Origin of the sequence: Candidatus Methylospira mobilis, from assembly GCF_009498235.1 — a bacterium.
In the GTDB taxonomy this organism is placed as follows: Bacteria; Pseudomonadota; Gammaproteobacteria; order Methylococcales; family Methylococcaceae; genus Methylospira; species Methylospira mobilis.
Genome location: NZ_CP044205.1, coordinates 4,636,251 through 4,656,115 on the forward strand (window position 1 = coordinate 4,636,251; position 19,865 = coordinate 4,656,115).

General features: G+C 56.1%; 18 protein-coding genes, 1 pseudogene and 1 CRISPR repeat array. Of the genes and pseudogenes, 3 read left to right on the forward strand and 16 right to left on the reverse strand.

The annotated features are described in order from the left end of the window. Positions 1 to 5 precede the first annotated feature (5 nt). Positions 6 to 872 (forward strand): tetratricopeptide repeat protein, encoded by an 867-nt coding sequence (locus F6R98_RS21170; RefSeq protein WP_153250782.1) that lies wholly within the window; start codon positions 6 to 8, stop codon positions 870 to 872. An 11-nt stretch (positions 873 to 883) separates the two neighbouring features. On the opposite strand, the gene moaC is transcribed toward F6R98_RS21170, so the two are convergent. After that, complete coding sequence (gene moaC, locus F6R98_RS21175; protein WP_153250783.1) at positions 884 to 1,378, reverse strand: cyclic pyranopterin monophosphate synthase MoaC; 495 nt, start codon at positions 1,376 to 1,378, stop codon at positions 884 to 886. 71 nt (positions 1,379 to 1,449) lie between these two features. On the opposite strand from moaC, the gene F6R98_RS21180 reads away from it, so the two are divergent. Then, positions 1,450 to 2,403 carry a hypothetical protein gene (locus F6R98_RS21180; RefSeq protein ID WP_153250784.1) on the forward strand — a complete coding sequence of 318 codons (954 nt, stop codon included), beginning with the start codon at positions 1,450 to 1,452 and terminating at the stop codon, positions 2,401 to 2,403. 109 nt (positions 2,404 to 2,512) lie between these two features. Here F6R98_RS21180 and F6R98_RS21185 read toward each other — a convergent pair whose 3' ends face one another. The 10 genes from F6R98_RS21185 to F6R98_RS21230 form a co-directional block, all read right to left on the reverse strand. Then, positions 2,513 to 2,734 (reverse strand): acetyltransferase, encoded by a 222-nt coding sequence (locus F6R98_RS21185; protein ID WP_153250785.1) that lies wholly within the window; start codon positions 2,732 to 2,734, stop codon positions 2,513 to 2,515. A 197-nt stretch (positions 2,735 to 2,931) separates the two neighbouring features. Further along, positions 2,932 to 4,875: an ATP-dependent zinc metalloprotease FtsH gene (ftsH, locus tag F6R98_RS21190; RefSeq protein ID WP_153250786.1), complete on the reverse strand. Its 1,944-nt coding sequence runs from the start codon at positions 4,873 to 4,875 to the stop codon at positions 2,932 to 2,934. A 372-nt stretch (positions 4,876 to 5,247) separates the two neighbouring features. Next, on the reverse strand, positions 5,248 to 5,610 hold the full coding sequence (locus tag F6R98_RS21195) for a thioredoxin domain-containing protein (RefSeq protein ID WP_153250787.1): 363 nt from the start codon (positions 5,608 to 5,610) through the stop codon (positions 5,248 to 5,250). Then, positions 5,607 to 5,909: a HypC/HybG/HupF family hydrogenase formation chaperone gene (hypC, locus tag F6R98_RS21200; RefSeq protein WP_153250788.1), complete on the reverse strand. Its 303-nt coding sequence runs from the start codon at positions 5,907 to 5,909 to the stop codon at positions 5,607 to 5,609. The genes F6R98_RS21195 and hypC overlap by 4 nt, the downstream gene beginning before the upstream one ends. Next, the gene (locus tag F6R98_RS21205; protein WP_153250789.1) at positions 5,900 to 6,523 is read right to left on the reverse strand and encodes a HyaD/HybD family hydrogenase maturation endopeptidase; all 624 of its coding nucleotides are present in this window, start codon (positions 6,521 to 6,523) and stop codon (positions 5,900 to 5,902) included. Before F6R98_RS21205 ends, hypC begins: the two co-directional genes overlap by 10 nt. Before the next feature lie 114 nt (positions 6,524 to 6,637). Continuing rightward, positions 6,638 to 7,327, reverse strand: coding sequence for a Ni/Fe-hydrogenase, b-type cytochrome subunit (gene cybH, locus F6R98_RS21210; RefSeq protein WP_153250790.1), 690 nt, complete (start codon positions 7,325 to 7,327; stop codon positions 6,638 to 6,640). Between the two features lie 105 nt (positions 7,328 to 7,432). Next, positions 7,433 to 8,005 carry a HupE/UreJ family protein gene (locus F6R98_RS21215; RefSeq protein WP_194270057.1) on the reverse strand — a complete coding sequence of 191 codons (573 nt, stop codon included), beginning with the start codon at positions 8,003 to 8,005 and terminating at the stop codon, positions 7,433 to 7,435. A 251-nt stretch (positions 8,006 to 8,256) separates the two neighbouring features. Further along, complete coding sequence (locus F6R98_RS21220) at positions 8,257 to 10,050, reverse strand: nickel-dependent hydrogenase large subunit (protein WP_153250792.1); 1,794 nt, start codon at positions 10,048 to 10,050, stop codon at positions 8,257 to 8,259. A 13-nt stretch (positions 10,051 to 10,063) separates the two neighbouring features. After that, a complete protein-coding gene (locus F6R98_RS21225; protein WP_153250793.1) occupies positions 10,064 to 11,146 on the reverse strand; it encodes a hydrogenase small subunit in 1,083 nt (360 codons plus the stop codon). A gap of 522 nt (positions 11,147 to 11,668) precedes the next feature. Further along, positions 11,669 to 12,880: a CHAD domain-containing protein gene (locus F6R98_RS21230; protein ID WP_194270058.1), complete on the reverse strand. Its 1,212-nt coding sequence runs from the start codon at positions 12,878 to 12,880 to the stop codon at positions 11,669 to 11,671. A 105-nt stretch (positions 12,881 to 12,985) separates the two neighbouring features. Between F6R98_RS21230 and F6R98_RS21750 the strand changes: the two genes are divergently transcribed. Further along, positions 12,986 to 13,144 (forward strand): hypothetical protein, encoded by a 159-nt coding sequence (locus F6R98_RS21750; protein ID WP_194270059.1) that lies wholly within the window; start codon positions 12,986 to 12,988, stop codon positions 13,142 to 13,144. Positions 13,145 to 13,257: 113 nt separating this feature from the next. Here F6R98_RS21750 and F6R98_RS21235 read toward each other — a convergent pair whose 3' ends face one another. The 5 genes and pseudogenes from F6R98_RS21235 to csy2 all read right to left on the reverse strand — a co-directional run bounded on the left by F6R98_RS21235 (position 13,258) and on the right by csy2 (position 19,865). Further along, positions 13,258 to 13,974, reverse strand: a complete 717-nt coding sequence (locus F6R98_RS21235) for a glutathione S-transferase family protein (protein ID WP_153250795.1) — start codon at positions 13,972 to 13,974, stop codon at positions 13,258 to 13,260. Between the two features lie 176 nt (positions 13,975 to 14,150). After that, complete coding sequence (locus tag F6R98_RS21240) at positions 14,151 to 14,840, reverse strand: helix-turn-helix transcriptional regulator (protein ID WP_153250796.1); 690 nt, start codon at positions 14,838 to 14,840, stop codon at positions 14,151 to 14,153. A gap of 84 nt (positions 14,841 to 14,924) precedes the next feature. Further along, positions 14,925 to 17,231: direct repeats of the CRISPR family, unit length 28 nt; unit sequence TTTCTAAGCTGCCTATGCGGCAGCGAAC. 132 nt (positions 17,232 to 17,363) lie between these two features. After that, positions 17,364 to 17,942 carry a type I-F CRISPR-associated endoribonuclease Cas6/Csy4 gene (cas6f, locus tag F6R98_RS21245; RefSeq protein WP_153250797.1) on the reverse strand — a complete coding sequence of 193 codons (579 nt, stop codon included), beginning with the start codon at positions 17,940 to 17,942 and terminating at the stop codon, positions 17,364 to 17,366. Positions 17,943 to 17,945: 3 nt separating this feature from the next. After that, positions 17,946 to 18,903 (reverse strand): annotated as a pseudogene (gene csy3, locus F6R98_RS21250) (type I-F CRISPR-associated protein Csy3). Between the two features lie 50 nt (positions 18,904 to 18,953). Then, positions 18,954 to 19,865 carry a type I-F CRISPR-associated protein Csy2 gene (gene csy2, locus F6R98_RS21255; RefSeq protein WP_153250798.1) on the reverse strand — a complete coding sequence of 304 codons (912 nt, stop codon included), beginning with the start codon at positions 19,863 to 19,865 and terminating at the stop codon, positions 18,954 to 18,956.

A 19,865-nucleotide genomic window follows, 5' to 3' on the forward strand; every position in this document is an offset into this window, starting at 1 on the left:
CCCGCATGCAAAAGAAAGTCATTTTTACGCTGCTGTGTTTTCTATTTTTGAATAAAGCCCAGGCAGGTTTTTCGTCGGTCGAACCTGCTCCGAATGGCGGTTTACCGACCGAGCAGCCGCTGAGCGATCTGACGCCCGCGGCATTAAGCTATGAACAGGCGCAGCAACTGGAAGCCGCGGCAGAAAAAAACGATAGCCAGGCCCTGGAACAGCTGCGGCATGCTGCCGAGGCGGGCGACGCCGAGGCCCAGAACGGCATGGGCCTGTATGATTATAGCCAGCGAAAATACGCCGACGCACTGAGCTGGTACAACAAGGCCGCCGCTCAGGGCAATGCCCACGCAGAGGCCAATCTTGGCGTACTTTACACCTATGGTCTGGGCGTTGCGCAAAACTACGCGCAAGCGCTGTCCTGGTACCGCAAGGCGGCGGAACAGGGCGAAGCGCGCGCTCAAACCAGTCTGGGCGATCGCTACATCAGCGGGCAGGGCGTTGCGCAGGATTTCGCTCAGGCAGCCGTCTGGTACGGCAAGGCAGCCCAGCAAGGCGATGCGTATGCGCAGAACGGCCTGGGAGCGCTCTATGCCGGCGGGAGAGGCGTGGCGCAGAATTTTTCACGGGCGGCTTCCTGGTACTGCAAGTCGGCAGTGCAGGGCAACGTGCGCGCGCAGTCCGGGCTTGGCGATTTATACGCCAGAGGCCAGGGCGTTGCGCAGGATTACGCCAAAGCTTCTTATTGGTTGTGCAAAGCGGCAAGAAAGGGCTATGCGCCGGCAGAGGCCGTCATTCAGCAGTATTCCCGTAGCGGACTTATAGCAGCTCAGTGCGCCGATACTTCCGCGGGGCAACAGATGGACTGCCCCGGCAAGTAAGCAGGAACGCGCTATGTTTCCTGGACGCAGTCGCTTCTTTTCCACATGCCGGAACGCCCTCCCGATTTTTCCAGCAGGCGCACATCGCAAATTACCATGCCCCGATCTACTCCCTTGCACATATCGTATATGGTTAACAGCGCAATCTGGGTTGCGGTAAGGGCTTCAATTTCAACGCCGGTAGGGCCAACCGTCTTTGCCGTAACCGTACAATGCACTGCGCTGTGAACGTTATCCGCTTCAAGATGAATATCGATATGAGTGAGTGCTATGGGATGACATAACGGGATCAGATCGGCGGTGCGTTTTCCCGCCATGATGCCGGCGATGCGCGCTATGCCTAAAACATCGCCTTTACTATGTAGTCCCGATACGATCAGCGACAGGGTTTCCGGCTTCATTTCGATGCGGCCCTCGGCGATGGCGACGCGTTCGCCGGCGGTTTTCATGCCGATATCCACCATGTGCGCGTCGCCGGATGCGTTGAAGTGCGTTAAGAGCGTCATGAGGGTTTCCGAGGTGTAAGATATGGAATACAGTGCTGGTTTAAGCCCATCATTACCGAATTTATCTCACCATGCAAATTTTACCGCGCGATTTTATTGAAACCGGCGAAGGACTTTTTTTTGCGGTAGTCGACAGGGTGATGGAAAATGAACGCGTCCTGTGCTTCCTGCGTTATGGCAGTCCGCACGGAATTACCGTCAAACTGGATACCGCAGCCGCTAATTCACTATTACAGACGTACTATCCAGCCTATTTGTATTATTCACGCCGTCTGAACGCAAACCTGCATGCGGTACCGCTGGAAAATATCAAACATCACCACTCTTCGCGCGTGCGCGTGCAGAGCATGCTCGAGTCAAATATATCGGCAGGACCCATCGTGAACGCGATCGAGCTAAAGCTGGTAACGCTGATTCGTTATCTGGAAGCGCAGGGCGTAAGACCTGAAGATGCCGGTGTAACCGGGTCGCTTTTGATTGCACAGCAGCATGCCGCATCGGATATCGACCTGGTGTTTTACCGGCGCAGCAGCTTTTTTCTTGCGCAGCGCGCCGTTGCAGCCGGAATCGAAAACGGTGACTTGCAAGCGCTGGATGAGGAGGACTGGCAGGCCGCCTGGGGCAGACGTGGCTGCGAGCTGGATTTCGATAGCTATGTGCGGCACGAGCGTCGCAAGGGTAATAAGGGTATGCTGGACGGCACCAGGTTTGATTTGGCGCTTGTTGTCGATGAGTCTGGAGAGGAAGACCGTGGTGTTTGGGTAAAGCTGGGCGCCAGACAAATTCAGGCGCGCGTGAGCGAAGACGCTTATGCCTATGACCAGCCCGCGCGTTATATGCTGGATCATGACGAGGTTGGCGAAATTCTTTGTTTTACCCACACCTATGTGGGGCAGGCCCGTGCCGGCGAGATGATAAGCGCATGCGGCATGCTGGAGTTGTCGAACGATGGGCGTCGCCGCTTGATAATAGGTTCCAGCCGCGAAGCGCCGGGAGAATATATTCGGGTATTGTGGGGCGAATGAATGGGGATGAAGCGCCTGCCGTCAAGTATGACGCAAGCGATTGAACCCGCCGGAAACAGTCTCTCCGGCTGGCGCAATCGCTATTTCAGCTCAGGCAGAAGCTGCGCGTTTATTGCCGCAATTCGCTGTCACGATAGTGTACATCGATCCAGCAGCGGGGCAATTCTTCCCCTGATGGAAAGATCAGTTCCGATTTTTCGAAATTTTCAGGGTCCTGTAGTTCTTCGCCGTAATGCGAACGTCCAACTGCTACCTTGAGCAAGGGGTTGAATAAATCGCTGAGGCTGAGTATCTCGACCAGATGATCATCTTGTTTTCTTTTGAGAAACATGACACTGCACTCCTTATTGTTTTGATTAGGAAATACCGATCACTATGGAGTTACGCCGGAGATGCGCCGACGGGCCTGAAACCCACCGTCCTGTTTCAACAATATCTGAAGCTGGGTGCCCCAGACAGGTTGGAAAGCGAACAATCAACACTTCCCCGGCAGCTATCGTACCACCGGTATATAAACCGAACCACTCACTAATCCCCTTTATCGCGAATAACGCCCTTTATTTCTGCTCCGCTGACAACTTCCTTCTCCTGTAGCAGCTTTGCCACGGCATCAAGGGCTGCACGCTTATGTTCGAGAATTTCCTGGGCGCGCCGCTGACTGTCCTCAAGCAAGGCTCTGACCTCGGTATCGATAAGCCGCGCAGTTTCTTCACTGAAGTTACGCTCTTCGGGACCTTCGACATTCAAATATTGCAGGCGCTGTCTTTTTCCGTAGCTGAGCGGCCCCAGGATCTTACTCATGCCCAGTTGGCAAACCATGGCGCGCGCAATTTCAGAGGCTTTTTCCAAATCGTTCTGGGCACCGCTGGAAACACAGCCGAAAACAAGGTATTCAGCAGTACGTCCGCCCAGCAGAATGGCGAGTTGATCCTTTAGTTCAGCTTCCGTCGACAAAAACTTTTCTTCTACCGGCAATTGCAAGGTATAACCCAATGCCGCAACGCCGCGCGGAATAATTGAAACCTTGTGTACCGGTTCTCCGGTGGGAACGGTTTCGGCTACCAGGGCGTGCCCTGATTCATGGTAGGCAACCCGGCGTTTTTCCGCTTCGTTCAGTGTCCTGTTCCTTTTTTCGGGACCGGCCAGTACGCGGTCGATGGCAGCCTCGAAGCGCTTCATGTCGATGTCGTCGCAATGATCGCGCACAGCTATAATTGCGGCTTCGTTGGCGATATTGGCAAGATCTGCGCCGACAAAGCCGGGTGTGCGCTGAGCGATGACGCGCAGATCGATATCGTTGCCCAGTTTCATGTTTTTGGTGTGCAGAGCGAGTATGGCGATACGGTCTTCGAGGCCCGGTTTGTCCACGACGATCTGCCTGTCGAAGCGGCCTGCGCGCAGTAAGGCACTGTCGAGGATTTCAGGACGGTTGGTCGCGGCCATCACGATGACTCCGACCGAAGGGTCGAAACCGTCCATTTCGGTAAGCAGCTGGTTCAGGGTTTGCTCGCGCTCGTCGTGCCCGCCCATGACGGCGGGTCCGCCGCGGGAGCGGCCGATAGCGTCAAGCTCGTCGATGAATATGATGCACGGCGCTTTCTGGCGAGCTTGATCGAACAGGTCCCGCACTCGCGACGCGCCCATGCCTACGAACATTTCGATAAATTCTGAACCACCGATGTTGAAGAAAGGCACGCCTGCTTCGCCCGCCACAGCACGCGCCAGCAGCGTCTTGCCGGTTCCGGGCGGGCCGACCAGAAGCACCCCTTTCGGCATATGTCCGCCCAAACGCTGAATGCGGGCCGGGTTTTGCAGAAACTCGATAGTTTCCTTTAGCTCCTGTTTTGCGTCCTCGGCCCCGGCCACATCGTTAAATGTCACTTTCGGCAAGGAGTCGGCATGTATGCGTATGCGATTCCTGCCCAGGTTGAGGGTGCCGCGTCCTGCGGTAAAGCGGCGCGCCATCCAGCCCCAAAGCAGTAGCATAAAACTGATCGGCAGCAACCAGTTGAAAATGAAGTTGCCAAACCAGTTGCTGCCGTAACGCACCGTGTATTTTACGCCTTGTTTCTCCATGCTCTCGGCGAGCGCTTGATTCCAGAGCGGCACAGTGGAGAAATGCCTGACGACGGCGTCAGCCGGATCCGGTTTCAGCGTGCCGAAAATGACTTGTTCGGTCACTACCGCTTCCTGTATGCGCTGTTCGTTTACATATTGCAAAAACAGGCTATAGGGGATTTCTTGCTGACGCGCCTCCTGGTATCCCTGCCAGAAATACAGCATGGCGATCACGAGCAGGATATAAAAAATCGAATTCGACTGCAGATTGGCGCGGATGCCATTTGTTCCTGACGACTTAAGGTCTATGCGCGGCTCATGTTTAGCCGTCAAGGTGTCGAAGTATTCGGTCAGTTTTCGTCTAAGATCCTCAGCGCCTTTTCGGAGAAATTCAAGCAGAGTATGTTTATTCATTGGAACTCTCCTGTTTGATTGGAAAAACCCGGCTACGGCAATAAAAAGGGATCAAATGCAATAGTTGCAATAGTCGACGGTGCCGGCGGATGGGTGTGTACGGGGTTTTTGCGCTACGCTTGTCAAGCGTAGCTATCGATACGACGCCACTGGCGTATGGCGCCGGTAGCGTAAGCGAGGCCTGGTCTTGTTGATCGGGAAACGACATGCTGCATCCGATTATGACTTGCTCATATGATCGTAGCAGTTTTTTCCCTGCGCAGCAAAATGTGGTTGCCGCTAACCCGTAGCTGCATGCTGGGGGCGAAATATCGACGAAACTGCTGGAATAGTGCGCTACAAAAGCTATAAATCGATGCCGGTATGAAGATGTCAGCCGTTCAACAGGGTTTGCAAGTGTTGCTGATATATTCCCCATGGCTGTATGCGCGGCCAGCGCTGCTGCACTTCGCCGTTGCGCAGCAGTATCAGCGCGGGAAAGGTATCGATACCGTAAATCAAGGCTAAAGCCGTGACCGCCTGCGGCTCGGCGACCGCGGCGCGGAGCGCGGGGAAGCTTTTCAATAACTCCGGCACCACCACCGCAACGTCGAAATTTTCCGGGAATGTCTTGGGATCGTTGAATAGGCACAGCAGGACATATTCATGGCTTTGCGCATAAATGCGCGCCGCCTCACGATCCACTACCGGCATGCCTTGCGCACTCAAACGTGATATCAGATCCGGAAGGCTCATGAGGCGGGCTTTAAAAAGTCGGGTAACTGCGGCTCGCGGCCTGCGAGATCGGGAAACCAGCGATCGACATCCGCTTCGCCATGCATGATCCGATGCAGGCCGGCCACTGCCGCCTGAATCTGCAACGCCCGCTCCGGCTCCAGTTCTTCGCGCGCCGCGTCCAGAAATACCAATAGCCAGTTGCCGGCGGTCTGTCTACCCACCAGCCGGGTATCGATCATGCGCGCCTCGCCAAGGCCTTGGCAAAGCGCTTGAAACTCACCGGCTTCTATCACCTGCATCGCTAAGCCTATGCACATGAATGACCCGCTTCACGTAAATTCAAAAAACGCGCGTCGCCGATGCGGCATGCCGCATCGGGAGCGGGACGCTGGAGCTCGTAATTGGCAAGCGCCAGCGCGTCGCCGCTCACTCCGGGATCTTCCTGCTTGCGGCGCGCGGAAATAGCATGCGTTTGCAGATAGGCAAGCACGCGCTGCATCGCCGGTTCCAGTTGCGCCCTGACGGTGGCGGTCAAGCTGCCGCCGTAGTCTTCCAGAAGTTCCGGTTGCACGCCGACCAGATACAGGTTTTCAGGACGCTTGCCCAGCAGTTCCGATAGCGCCAGAACCTCCTGAAAACTGACCTGATGCAGGCTCATTTTTTTTGCGCCGAAATAGGCGGGTACTGCGTCGTTACTCAGCTCGACCAGCGATCCCGGCGGCAGATGAAAATCGACCGCATCCAGGATAACCAGGGTATCGGCTTCCTGCACATAAGGGATCAAACCCAGGCCCTGTGTGCCGCCATCGACCAGACTGACATTTTCCGGGAAATCGAAACCTTGTTGCAGAGCCTGCACCGCGCGCACGCCAAAACCTTCGTCCGCCCAGAGGATGTTGCCGATGCCGAGTATGAGGATTTTTTCAGTCATTATTGCAAATGTGCCGTAGAAATGGGCTTAAGGCCGCGATTAACCGTTTTATCGCGGCCTTAAGCCCGCCCCTGCAATGAATCAGTCCGTGTGGGGTGTTTGGAATATCTCAAACTACGGCCTGTCGTCTTTCCAGCGCCGCCAGCCGTCCTTCATAGTTGAGAGCAGTGATTGGCGCGACATAAGGTTTTCGCGCACCGCGACGTAGATATGAGTCATGGTGAAAACTACCAGATACCACATGCCGACATGATGCCAGGTATGCGCGCCCTGACTTTGTCCCAGCAACGGAATCACCCAGCCGAAAAGCCGGTCGGCCCAGCTGCCCTGGCCCAGACCTTCGCCGTACAGTGCAAAACCGGTCACGATCATGAACAACGCGCCCAGCACATAAAATATGAACAGGGCCAGACCCGCGAGCGGGTTATGGCCGATATGCTTGCGCGGCTCCTTCACCAGAAACAGGTACCAGAGCACTTCATGCCATAAATCGTCCCACCATTTTAGCTTGTAAACTTCCGGTACAAACAGTTGGCGGGCATACTCATTGCCGACGAAAGCCCAGTACACGCGTCCGATAAAACCTAGCGCAAGCACGTATCCGGCGGAAAAATGAGCGAAGCGGATGTTGCCGAGCAGGAAGTGCTGACTGGCTTCATCGTACACCGACACTACCGGCGGCGACGCAATCAAATAGCCGGTAATCGCCAAAACCACCAAAGCCAGCGCATTGACGCCATGCCACAAACGCACCGGCAGTTCGTAAACATAAACCGGCTTATCCAGGGGACTGATCGCAGACATGACACTCACTCCTAATTCAATACGTGCGCAACGATGCTTATGACTCGGCTGGGCGCGGGGCCGTATTTACGGCCTGCACGCGGATGCCGAACAGGTACTTCAAGATCAGACGCTTTGGCTCAACAACACGAAACCGGTGGCTCCGATGACCATGCCCGTCGCGCGATACAGCGCAGGAATCCTGACCAGCAGCCGTCCCAGCACAATGCCTGCGCCATGCAGCACGGCGGTTGCAGCGGAAAAACCGGCGGCATAGCCGGTAAAGTCCACGCCATTCTGCATTTCAGCGCCGTGGGCAAAGCCGTGGAAAGCCGCAAACAACGCAACCAGCGCCATGGCCAACGGCAGGGATACCCGCGCCATCGCGCACACGAACGCGCCGAGCAGCAACACCGACAACGCAATAGCCGAATCAGCCACAGGCAGTGAAAAGCCGCTGGCGCCCAACGCGCCGCCGGCGGCCATGAATGCAATAAAAGCCAGCGGCAAATACCCGCATTGCCGCAAATCGCGCGCAATGAAGGCCGCCCAAAGCCCAACGCTCAGCATTGCCAGCAGATGATCCAGGCCCATGAACGGATGAACCCAACCGCTGAGCAAGCCTTCGACCGGATGACCGGTATGCGCAAAAACAGCAGGCGAAACCAGAACCAACAGTGCCGCTACAAATCGTTTCATTGATATTCTCCGGGTTGGGAAAGCATAAAAAGCAGTTAGTCCACGAAAAACACGAAAATTTTCAGAGATGCAAGCATACATTAATTACTCGATTAGACGGATGAATTACTTAAGGAAACGCTGAATAAAGCGTTTTCGTTCATGGTTCGACTATGCTCAGGAGAGCCCTCTCGAAGGACTTAATCAGCGCTTCCTTAATGCACAAATAAATATTTTTCGTGCCTTTCGTGGATAACTTTAACTCGCTTTTATTACCGCACCTTTACTTCGGTCAATTCCCTGCCGTCCGCATCCATCACATGGGTCGAACAGGCCAGACACGGATCGAAACTGTGCAGGGTGCGCAGGATTTCCAGCGGCTCGTCCGCTTTCGCCAGCGGCGTATTCATCAAGGCGGCCTCGAACGCTCCGATATTGCCCTGCGGATCGCGCGGCGAACCGTTCCAGGTAGTCGGCACGATGCACTGATAGTTGTCGATCTTGCCGTTTTTGACCTTGATCCAATGTCCCAGTGCGCCGCGCGGCGCTTCGGTGGTGCCGACGCCCTGCGCTTCGGCAGGCCATGTATCCGGGTCCCATTTCGCGACATTGGCGGTCGTCAAATCACCCGCCTTGATGTTCGCTACCAGCTTGTCCTGAAAATGCTTCATCAAATGCGCGCAATAAGAGGCTTCCAGGCCGCGGGCTGCGGTGCGGCCCAGCGTCGAGAACAGCGCGGTGACCGGTAGGCCCAGTTCGCCCAGCAACTGCTCGGTCGGCCCCTTGATTTCAGGGACGCCCTTGGCGTAGCCGACAATATAGCGGGCCAGCGGTCCGACTTCCATCGCATGGCCGCGCCAGCGCGGAGCCTTGATCCAGGAGTATTTTGCACTCTCGTCCAGATTCTCGATGTTGGTTTTTGTGCCCCTGGTTTTGCTGCCCAGCACGAAACGCGGTTCGGTCACGCCGTTGAACGGATGCAGCCCGACGCTTTCGTTATCGTAGCGATACCAGGAGTGGGTCACGAACTCCTGAATCTGCTGCGGGTCCTTGGTATCGACGTCGAATACCTCGTTCAGATTGCCGTTGATGATCGCGCCGCGCGGCAACAGCAGATTCGCTGCCGTACGGTCGTTGGCCTTTTCCGGGATATCGCCGTAACTCAGCACGTTGGTGGCCGACAAACCGCCGCCGTACTGCCAGTCCTTGTAGAAGGACGCGATTGCCTTCAAGTCGGGGATATATACCTGATCGATAAACTCGATGGTGCGGTCGATGATCGACGAGACCAGGTTCAGGCGCTCCATATTGACCGCGCCCACCGCGCCGACGCCGTCAACGTTGATCGCGCACGGCACGCCGCCGACCAGCCAGTTCGGGTGCGGATTCTTGCCGCCGTACACAGTATGGATTTTGACGATGTCTTTCTGGAAATCCAAAGCTTCCAGGTAATGCGCAACCGCCATCAGATTGGCTTCAGGCGGCAGCTTGTAGGCGGGGCTGCCCCAGTAACCGTTGCTGAACGGCCCCAGTTGTCCGCTTTCGACAAACTTTTTCAGACGCGTCGCGATATCGCTGAAATAGCCCGGCGAAGACTTGCCCCACGGCGAAATGCTCTGCGCCAGAGCCGACGTCGCCTTCGGATCGGCCTGCAGCGCGCTGACCACATCAACCCAATCCAGCGCGTGCAGATGATAGAAATGCACCAGATGATCGTGCGCCTGCAGCGTCAACTGCATGATGTTGCGGATCGAGTTGGCGTTTTCCGGTATGTTGATGTTCAACGCGTCCTCTACCGCGCGCACCGAAGTCAGCGCGTGGGTGCCGGTGCAGACGCCGCAGATTCTTTCGGTAAACGCCCATGCGTCGCGCGGATCGCGGCCTTTCAATATCACTTCCAGACCGCGCCACATGGTGCCGGACGACACCGCGTTGCGGATGACGTTGTTTTCGTCCAGATTGACCTCGCAGCGCATGTGGCCTTCGATGCGGGTAACCGGATCGACGACGATGCGCGTGCCGCCGTCGTTCAGGGTAAAACCGTTGGGTGTTTGGGTAACAGTCATGATCGGTCAGGCCTCAGCTGGTTTTATCGGTGTGGGAGGTTTTCGCCTTGCCGGCGGAAACCACCGCATGGCCCGCAATCGCCGCGCCGACCGCGCCGGCGGCTATCAGCCCTGCGGTATCGGCGTTGGCTTCGATGCCGAACGCATCTATGCCGGACAGACGCTGATAGAACGGCCCCTTGTCCCAGAAGCCCTCTTCGGAGCAGCCGATGCAGCCGTGACCGGATTGTATCGGGAACGACACGCCGTCGTTCCAGCGCACCGTCGAGCAGGCGTTGTAGGTGGTCGGTCCCCGGCAGCCCATTTTGTACAGGCAATAGCCCCTGCGCGCGGCTTCGTCGTCCCAGTGTTCGACGAACTGACCGGCGTCGAAATGCGGACGGCGATAGCATTTGTCGTGGATGCGCTGACCGTAGAACATTTTCGGACGTCCCTGGCGGTCCAGATCCGGCAGTTTGTCGAAAGTCAGCATATAGGTAATCACCGCCGTCATCACTTCGGCGATCGGCGGACAGCCCGGCACCTTGATCACCGGTTTGTCGAGTATCACCTTGTGCACCGGCGTGGCCTGGGTTGGATTCGGCTTGGCCGCCTGCACGCAGCCCCAGGAAGCGCAGGAACCCCAGGCAATGATCGCTGCGGCGTCCTTTGCGGCATGACGCAGTTGCTCGACGAATGGCTTGCCGCCGACGATGCAATACATGCCGTCCTCATTCAGCGGAGGATTGCCTTCCACAGCCAGGATATAGCGCCCCTTGTATTGCTTGATCACGTTTTCCATCGCCGCTTCGGCCTGATGGCCCGCCGACACCATCAGGGTATCGTCGTAATCCAGCGACAGCATCGACAGCACTACGTCTTTCGCCAGCGGATGCGCGGAACGGATGAAGGACTCGGAGCAGCAGGTACATTCGAGACCGTGCAGCCACAGTACCGGCGTGCGGGGCTTGTTTTCCATCGCATGCACGATGTTGCCGACAAACTGCGGCCCCAAAGCCAGGGAGGAGGCAGTCAGACTGCAATACTTCAAAAAGCTGCGCCGGCTTATTCCCTGCCGTCGCATCACATCGTAAAAGCTCTCGCGGCCTACAGTCATCGGTCTCCTCCGCTTCTGGATTGTTGTTGTTCCGGCCTGGTTGTCATGGCCCGAACATCGAACGCGCGGAACCCAATAAGCCTACAGCGCGTATGGCATTTAGTATGCCACTATGCAGGTTACTGATTCCATGAGGCAGGGAAGAAAATTAGCTTGTCACATAAATGACATTTTGTTGTGCAGCGATACGACAATGTCGTTTTACCGACCCGTCCGCGCACGATAGCGACAGGCGCCGGTGTTTATTCCCCTTTCCCTGCGGGCATAGAGGGAGGGAAACATGGGTCGAATGCCGGCAGTAACGTTAACAGAAAGCGCTGCCCTACCGCATGTCGCCGTGGGCGCGGAGTCGGCTGGTTGAGAGAACCCGCTGGTACACGGCAAACACCCGTATGATCGGAAGCGGCGTTTTTGTCATAACCGGTCAGGCTGGTTCTTTAACCGGGTAATAAACGCTGCCACTGCTGCCCGCAAGGTCGCGTGGAAATTCCGCCGAGCCAGGGTTTCGATTAAAACCGTTCCTTATTCCCTCCAATAATGCGAAGTTTTCAGGAACGCTTTCCAGGTTTTTCCTGCCGCGGCCAGGCGTTCGGCGGCTTCGCGTTCATGCCACCCTATTATCAGTCCGGCGGCGAAGGCGTGTTCGGTCAGGTCATTGTTCCGGTTTTTGAACGGGGCCTCGGCGGACAAACCGGCCAGCAGCAACCGTGCAACGGCTACGTCGTTGATATGACCGAGTTCATCCTGTAGCGATGACACTACTAAAGCCGCTTCTCGCGCCGCCTTGCCGGGCCACAGGGAGCGAAAAAACTCGGAGGCGTAGCGCAGTTTTTTCAAATCGATCCGCAGGGCATGACGGGCTTTCGGCTCCAGGCGCCGGAAATGGCGTCCGGCTTTGCCGGCCTTACGCCGTCGCCGGGTGAGGATAGCGGCGGCAAAGGTTTTGACCGGTAGCAGGGTGGCTTCCGAGAGCCGGGACTCCCCTTCGATCCAGGCGGCAAGGTTCACGCAGAGGGCGATCAAGCGCGGTGATCGCAGCGCTTCGCCCGCCGAGACATACGCCCGGTCGCGCCGCCCGGCTACCTCGGCGGCGAGCGCTTGCAGCCCGCAGTGGTCCGGCAGGGCGGCGATCACCGGTCCGGCGATTTCGTCCAGGAAAACGTCGAGGTTGCGGGCGTCGCCCAGCGTTCCGGCAGCCCAGCGTAATTCCTCGCGCAGGGGGAGGGCGCTCTCGTCCAGAACGCCGGAAAACAGCGTGAACGCCGAGCGCAGCCGTCGCAACGCCACGCGGGCCTGATGCACGGCTTCCGGATGGTCGCCCTGCGCCAGGCAAACGGCATTACGCAGAAAATGCACAAGGCCGCCGCGCAGGATCGCTCTGATGGCCTCGGCCAACGGCATTTCCGGGTGCAACAGGATTTCCGGCGCCTTGACCGGTTGCGCATTCCCGTTCGCCGGCAAGGCATCTCCGCGCTGCGTTTCAAGCAGCCCCGCTTCGGACGATAAATTTCTGTCCTGCTTGTTGTTGGTACAGGATTTTCCCTGCTCGTTTTTCAGGCGATTGATTTCAGCCTTCAGCGCCTGAAGTTCGTTCTCCGGAACAGGATTTTCGCCGGTCAACCGCTCCATGATAGTTAATAGCTTTTTGACGGCAACCAGACTTCCGCCATTTCCACGCGGCGTAGCTTCTTGGCTCATGGCGCTGTTTTTAGCCGATATGTCGTAGTTTTTCATGAGTGTGAAAACTCCGGATAGATATGCGCTGCCGGCAACATAATGACGCAGGCGAGGCGAAGACGCGCAACGGGCGGTCGCGCCCGGATCGAGCACAGTAAAAGTATGTCCGAAAAGCACAGCGATAGATACCTGCGCCGGCATCCGTCGCGCGCGCAGCCGGTGGTCGGCATGCAGACTACGGCGTGTTATGCAATGAGCAGGCAGACGGCGCTCGATTTAATCCTGCGACAGGCGCAGAGCCTGCCCGGAGCGCAGCCGTAAGGAACGAACGGCAGGCTGTCGTTTCCGTTCGCGGTTGGCTTGTCGAACCATGAACGGAAACGCATTATTCCGCATTTACTGAAACTCCGGACGAGGCCGCGAACGTGTTTTTTTCATTGACCCCAGCCGACTTTTAAATCCTTGTGCAGCCGGTTGGTAAATTCAACGAGATTTTCATGGGATTTCGCCTTATCGAAAATCGGAGCGCTGAACTCCGATACCAGAATGAATTGCGATAAAATTCCGTAAGCGGTAATGTCCAGGGTCGTGGGTTTATCGCCGAAAAAATAGTCTTTGACGCCCAGGAAGTCGGACAGCGCTTTCAAGTCCAGGTTGCCTTTTTCCGCAATTTCATCGTCGGAAAGACGCCCGATTCCCTGCTTGTAAAGCGCTTGCCTGACGTCGTTTCGCGCCCTGCAGGCAACAACTTTGTTAAGCGGAAACGGAATGCCTCCAAAAAATAATTTGTTCAAGGTATTTGCGTTATGTTCCAACGCCCAGCGGGCATGAACCAGAACCCAGTAGAGGTGTTCGTCTATCATTTTGATAAATGCGTGCGCGATGGCTTTATCGGTGCCGCTTAGATGGCTGTCGATATCTTTGCCATAGGTTTCCTTCAAATACTGCAGGATAAAGCTTGAGTCGGGAACGATATTGCCGTTGTCTTCGATATAAGGCAGTTTTCCTTTGGGCGCTTTGCGTAAATATTGAGCGCCGTTCAGCGTTTCATAGGGGATGCCCGCCAGTTTCAGATAAGCTTCAACCTTGACGCAAAATGGGCTGGCGTCGCATACATCACCTACCGGTCCGAATTTGTAAAGTTTAATCATTGAATGACCTTCTGTTGTCCATGTTATAAAACGATACGCAAAACGCTCAATCGCAATCCGTCACGCTGAAGCCGAACGCTCGGCAAGTCGTGGCAGGAGTGAATACCCGACCGGGCTTCGCGAACACCTCGCCATCATCGATGATGCAACTGACAGTTTCTGTCAGCAGAGATACATTATTGCGGTTGAACGCCCTCGATTTCCCGCCACTCCTTCAGCAACGTCTGCCGTCGGCGCGGGTAGCGTTGTTCGGAGATGGTCAGGGAAGTTATCCGGTCCGCGCGGAAATGGCGGAATGCCTGACGCAGTTCGCACCAGGCAACGACAATACGGATATGATCGAAAAAAGCGAGCGCGAACGGCCAGATCGTGCGCGCGGATGCAGCGTCCTGGAGGTCGCAATAAGTAATGTCCAGTTTACGTTCCAAGCGGATCGCCTGACGAATCAGCGGCAATTCCGCTTCGCCTGCCGGAATGTCGGCGCCGGGGCCTATCAGCAGCGTGGAAGTGTCGAGCATTTCCCGCAGATCGCCCGGAAGCACGGCGGCAATTTTTGCCAGCGCGTTACGCGCAGCGGAACCGAGCCGGGTATCCGCGCGATCGACCACCCAGCGCGAACCCAGCACCAGCGCTTCGATTTCGTCTTCCGAAAACATCAACGGCGGCAGCATAAAACCGGGACGCAGGACGTAGCCAAGACCCGGCTCGCCTTCAATATGCGCGCCTTGCGCCTGCAAGGTTCCGATATCGCGGTAAAGCGTGCGCACACTGACGCCCAACTCGGCGGCCAACGCCGCCCCGGTTACCGGATAGCGGTGGCGGCGCAAAAGCTGGATCAGATCGAACAGGCGTTGAGTGCGGGACACGCGGTGTTTCCTTCCGAACGGAGAAGAGACAAGTATCTCATTACATATCGCTATTTTGGGTGAGTGGCGTTCGCTAACTGCTGCTTTCTAAGCTGCCTATGCGGCAGCGAACGCTGCGGCGAATGGATCGTTTTCGTTGTAATATTTCTAAGCTGCCTATGCGGCAGCGAACACGATCAATGCGCAAATAAGCGGCGTTGTAATTTTCTAAGCTGCCTATGCGGCAGCGAACGATAGGGCGAAGCCAGGGAATGGCGAAGGGTATTTCTAAGCTGCCTATGCGGCAGCGAACCCAGCACAGCCAACGCATGCAAAGGGTCAGTGTTTCTAAGCTGCCTATGCGGCAGCGAACACCGGCTGTGAGCGCCCACAGTTCGCCTTTTATTTCTAAGCTGCCTATGCGGCAGCGAACAGCGATTTCATCGCGTTGAGCGCGATATTCATTTTCTAAGCTGCCTATGCGGCAGCGAACCATGATGTGTTACCGGAACGATAAACGGTTTGTTTCTAAGCTGCTTATGCGGCAGCGAACTTTAATGCCGGCGCTGATCCGGTGGCTACGATTTTCTAAGCTGCCTATGCGGCAGCGAACACCCTGTCGACTGAGCGGTTATGTTTGCCCTTTTTCTAAGCTGCCTATGCGGCAGCGAACTACGCTGAGCGCGTGCGCTTCTTCGATAACAATTTCTAAGCTGCCTATGCGGCAGCGAACGAATGGTTGATGCCAAGATTGCGACCGTAGACTTTCTAAGCTGCCTATGCGGCAGCGAACGATCTGCGACAATATCCGTTGGTGTCGCTGATTTTCTAAGCTGCCTATGCGGCAGCGAACTTCGGCAAGAAGGGAGTGATTTACCGCTTGATTTTCTAAGCTGCCTATGCGGCAGCGAACGGGGTCAGAGGACGCGCTCCGGAGGCGATGCATTTCTAAGCTGCCTATGCGGCAGCGAACGACCTGTGCGCCGCCTACATGCTCGACAAGCTTTTCTAAGCTGCCTATGCGGCAGCGAACGAAATATCCAATAACCTTGCAGCATGCTCAGTTTTCTAAGCTGCCTATGCGGCAGCGAACGTGCATGCGTTGCGGCTATTCCGGAGACGCGTTTTCTAAGCTGCCTATGCGGCAGCGAACGTCAATGCGCCCCCGGTATAGTTCGCGTCCTTTTTCTAAGCTGCCTATGCGGCAGCGAACAGCTGCGCACCGTATTCCAGGCCTAATTTTTTTTTCTAAGCTGCCTATGCGGCAGCGAACAAGATAATCGGCTTATGAAGTCATGCCCATATTTTCTAAGCTGCCTATGCGGCAGCGAACAATCTATATGCCGCAGTTTGCGCCGCGCGTATTTTCTAAGCTGCCTATGCGGCAGCGAACCGGGAAGGGCGTACACGCTGCGCACCGATTCCTTTCTAAGCTGCCTATGCGGCAGCGAACATCACCAAACGCGGCTTCACCCTGCTGGCGATTTTCTAAGCTGCCTATGCGGCAGCGAACACCTCGCGCGATCTGTTTGATAATCTGATCTTTTTCTAAGCTGCCTATGCGGCAGCGAACTACAGAAAATCGAAACAGCCGCCGCTCATTTTTTTCTAAGCTGCCTATGCGGCAGCGAACACGTTGAGCAGGTGAGGAACTAAGCTACCCATTTTCTAAGCTGCCTATGCGGCAGCGAACCGAAAGAGTTTCCCGGCGTAGCCAATTTTCTTTTTCTAAGCTGCCTATGCGGCAGCGAACTTCATGTTCTTGTATGCTTTCCAGCTCTTCGTTTTCTAAGCTGCCTATGCGGCAGCGAACATGAAGACGACCTGAAAACGCGCTTGATCCCTTTTCTAAGCTGCCTATGCGGCAGCGAACATGAATGATGGCGGCGTCACATGGCTGGCAATTTTCTAAGCTGCCTATGCGGCAGCGAACTTGATACAGGGATTTGTTCCGGTTCTGGTTTATTTCTAAGCTGCCTATGCGGCAGCGAACCCACACGCGGCCCTTGTGGGTTACGGATGCCTTTCTAAGCTGCCTATGCGGCAGCGAACAACTTTCGCGAGGCGGCGACCAAATTCCTATTTTTCTAAGCTGCCTATGCGGCAGCGAACTTTATGACTCATCATTCGAGCGTAATTGAATTTTTCTAAGCTGCCTATGCGGCAGCGAACGAGTAGTGCATTTCAAAATGTTGCATCGTATTTTTCTAAGCTGCCTATGCGGCAGCGAACGCTCCGCATGCGGCTTGCGGTTCGCCCTTGACTTTCTAAGCTGCCTATGCGGCAGCGAACTTCATACACCTCGTCCGGTATTAAAAGTACCTTTTCTAAGCTGCCTATGCGGCAGCGAACCATAGCAGAGGAAACCAAGCGTCCGTGCAGTTTTTCTAAGCTGCCTATGCGGCAGCGAACTGTGCGCCGAATTAAAATAAGATAAATACATCAATAGGCTGGGCGCAATTATCCATTTTTACCAATGAAAAATCGCGCTCAATATAAGGTATTGATTAGATTTGGTTTTTAAAGAACGGCAATTTGAAAAGGTCAAAAAATGGGTACGCTGCTTATCCGGCTTAGACCGTAGGCGCTGAAACCGGCCTGTACCAGGGCCGGTTTCTCGGCGTAGCCGACGAACAGACAAAACCGTTCGCCGTTGGTCTGGCTGTTCATCCACACATAAGGCGCATCGGCGCGCCGTTCGCTAAAGTTTTCCAGTGCGGCCAGCGCCTGTTCGAAGCCGATGTTTTCGCGTCGCGCCTTGCGACGCGCCAGTCTGGCTTTGCTGCTCTTCGGCTGTATGCGTGGGTAGCAGGCATAGGCGCGGATACGTTCGGGTACGGGACGGATGCCGGTCAAATGGATGTAGTCGCTGAAACGGCTCAGCCATTGCGCAGCGTTAAAGCGTTCGAGCAGCGCTTCGCTTTCGGCCAGCAGCCGCAGCTTGTTGCCGAGCAGGCACTGTTGCGCATCGTAGCCGGGGAAGGCGACGCCGACAGGTACGCTGCCGTTAGCCTCCTGAATTTCAACCAGTCCCAAATGAATTTGCCGGTAGAGCTTTTCCCACAGGAAATGCAGCCCGATATCGGCGTCGGGCAACAGGGTGATATCAATATAGCGGTTCATGGATTAGTCCTTGCCGCTTTCGCCGAATACGCCGCCGCGCACCAGCACCGCCATCACGTAATGCTCGTCGTTTTTGTGATCGAGCTTGCCTCCGCGCGCGAAACGGTCGAACAGCGTGTAAAAGTCGGCTTTTTCCTTCGGGGTGCGGTAGGCTTTGCCGAGACTGGTCACAGCGCCGTAAGGCTCTATCGCAATCGGGCCTGCGCCGTTCTGGCTGTCGTCGTGCGCCGGATACCAGGTGTCGATAGTGCGCAACGCGTTGCCGATTTTTTGCGAGTGCATGCCGGCTATGCCGTCGATCTGGTAGAGAATCTTGCTTTTCTTCGACTTGCTGTTGCCTTTGTCCAGCACCAGCTCTTCGCTGGGATAAACATCCTGCGCTAACCCTATCTGCGCATAAGCGCTGATTTCCAGCAACAGGAATTCGGTTTTGCCGGACAAGGCGGCGGCGATTTTGGCGGCAAGTGCGGCGATATCGGCATGATTGAGATCGAAGCTGTGGGTGCCGACGGTTTTAGCGTCGAAAACCCAGCTTTGCGCCTCGCCCTGATTCAACACCCTGACCGCAACTTCGATGCGTTCCGCGCCGACGCGGTTGCGCCATAAAAAGCGGGCGTTGGCGATGTTGACCGCGTAGCGTCCGGCCAGCTCGGTAAATCCTTCGGCGTCGATATAGGCTTTGGCCGCCTGCGCGTAACTGGCGCTGAATTCGGCGCTGTTGCAGGCCGACGGTCTGTAAATTGGGCTTTTCCACTTCGGCGTCCAGTTTCAGCGGATCGTCCTGCAACGGCTTTTTCAGGCGGTTGGAAATGGTGCCGCGCACCGATTTTTCCTGCAGTTTCAGCGGCGCTGCCGGCCCGTATTTGTTTTCCCAGGCGACGCCGTAGAAACGTCCGTCGGAAGGAACCAGTTTTTTCTCGAATGCGAGTACCGTGGCGATGGGCTTGTCTTTCTTAGCCATGATGTATTTTCCTTGCTGGTAGGTTTGCGATGATTGTATTGGCCCTCACCCTAGCCCTCTCCCGCAGGGAGAGGGGACAAAGGGCTGCGACTGCGATGGTTTTGTTCGATCAGGTAAAGATGGTTTTCCGCGTCGTAGCGGCTGCGCCAAAGTATTTCGTCCAAGTGCCGGATGCGGTACGGCATCCTGAACTCGCCCAGCGTGACCAGGCTTTCGGCGAAACGGTGCGGGGTATCCGGGTCGCGCTGATTTTCGGCACGGCCCGGTTCGCTGACGCCATGGAAGCCGGTTGCGATCGGCACGATCCAGCCGCCGCTTTTGCGTTTCGCCGTCCATTCCACTGTGCCGTCGTCCGCTATTTCGCTGCGGTAGGCTACCTTCAGGTAATCCAGCAGCGCGTCGATGGCGTCCGCGCCGTTTTGCATCGCGTCTATCATCAGGTCGCGGCGTTCGATCAACGCATAGCCCGGCATTACACGGCGCATCAGGGAGCGCAACGCCTTGATTTCGTCAACAGCTATGAACTCCGGCTGAGAAAACGCCAGAATATCGCCTCCGGCAACTTTCCATCCGGCGTTAATATGGCCCGACAAGGACGCCCGTAATGCTTCGCGATCGAGCGGCAGGTTCTCGCATTCCACTATCAGCGAAATATTGAGATCGCAGCGCGCTTCTTCGATAAACGAAGGGCGTTCGCCGTTTTTATCGAGCGGATTGCCGGTGCCGACGATGGAATGCACATAATCGCCGCGCCCCCGGTGGGTGTGCAGGGTAATGGCGTGGCAAACCACGCCGATGCTGTTGAAAAGCGGTTCCGGGTTGCCGGTCTGATTCATCCGCCGCTGCAAGGCATGTACTGCGCCGAACCAGGCGGTCATTGCCGGAAAGCCGATGGTATAGGGGCTGGACAGCGCGTTGGCGTTGTGGATCGAGATTTTCGGCAACAGCAGCATCTGTTTCAT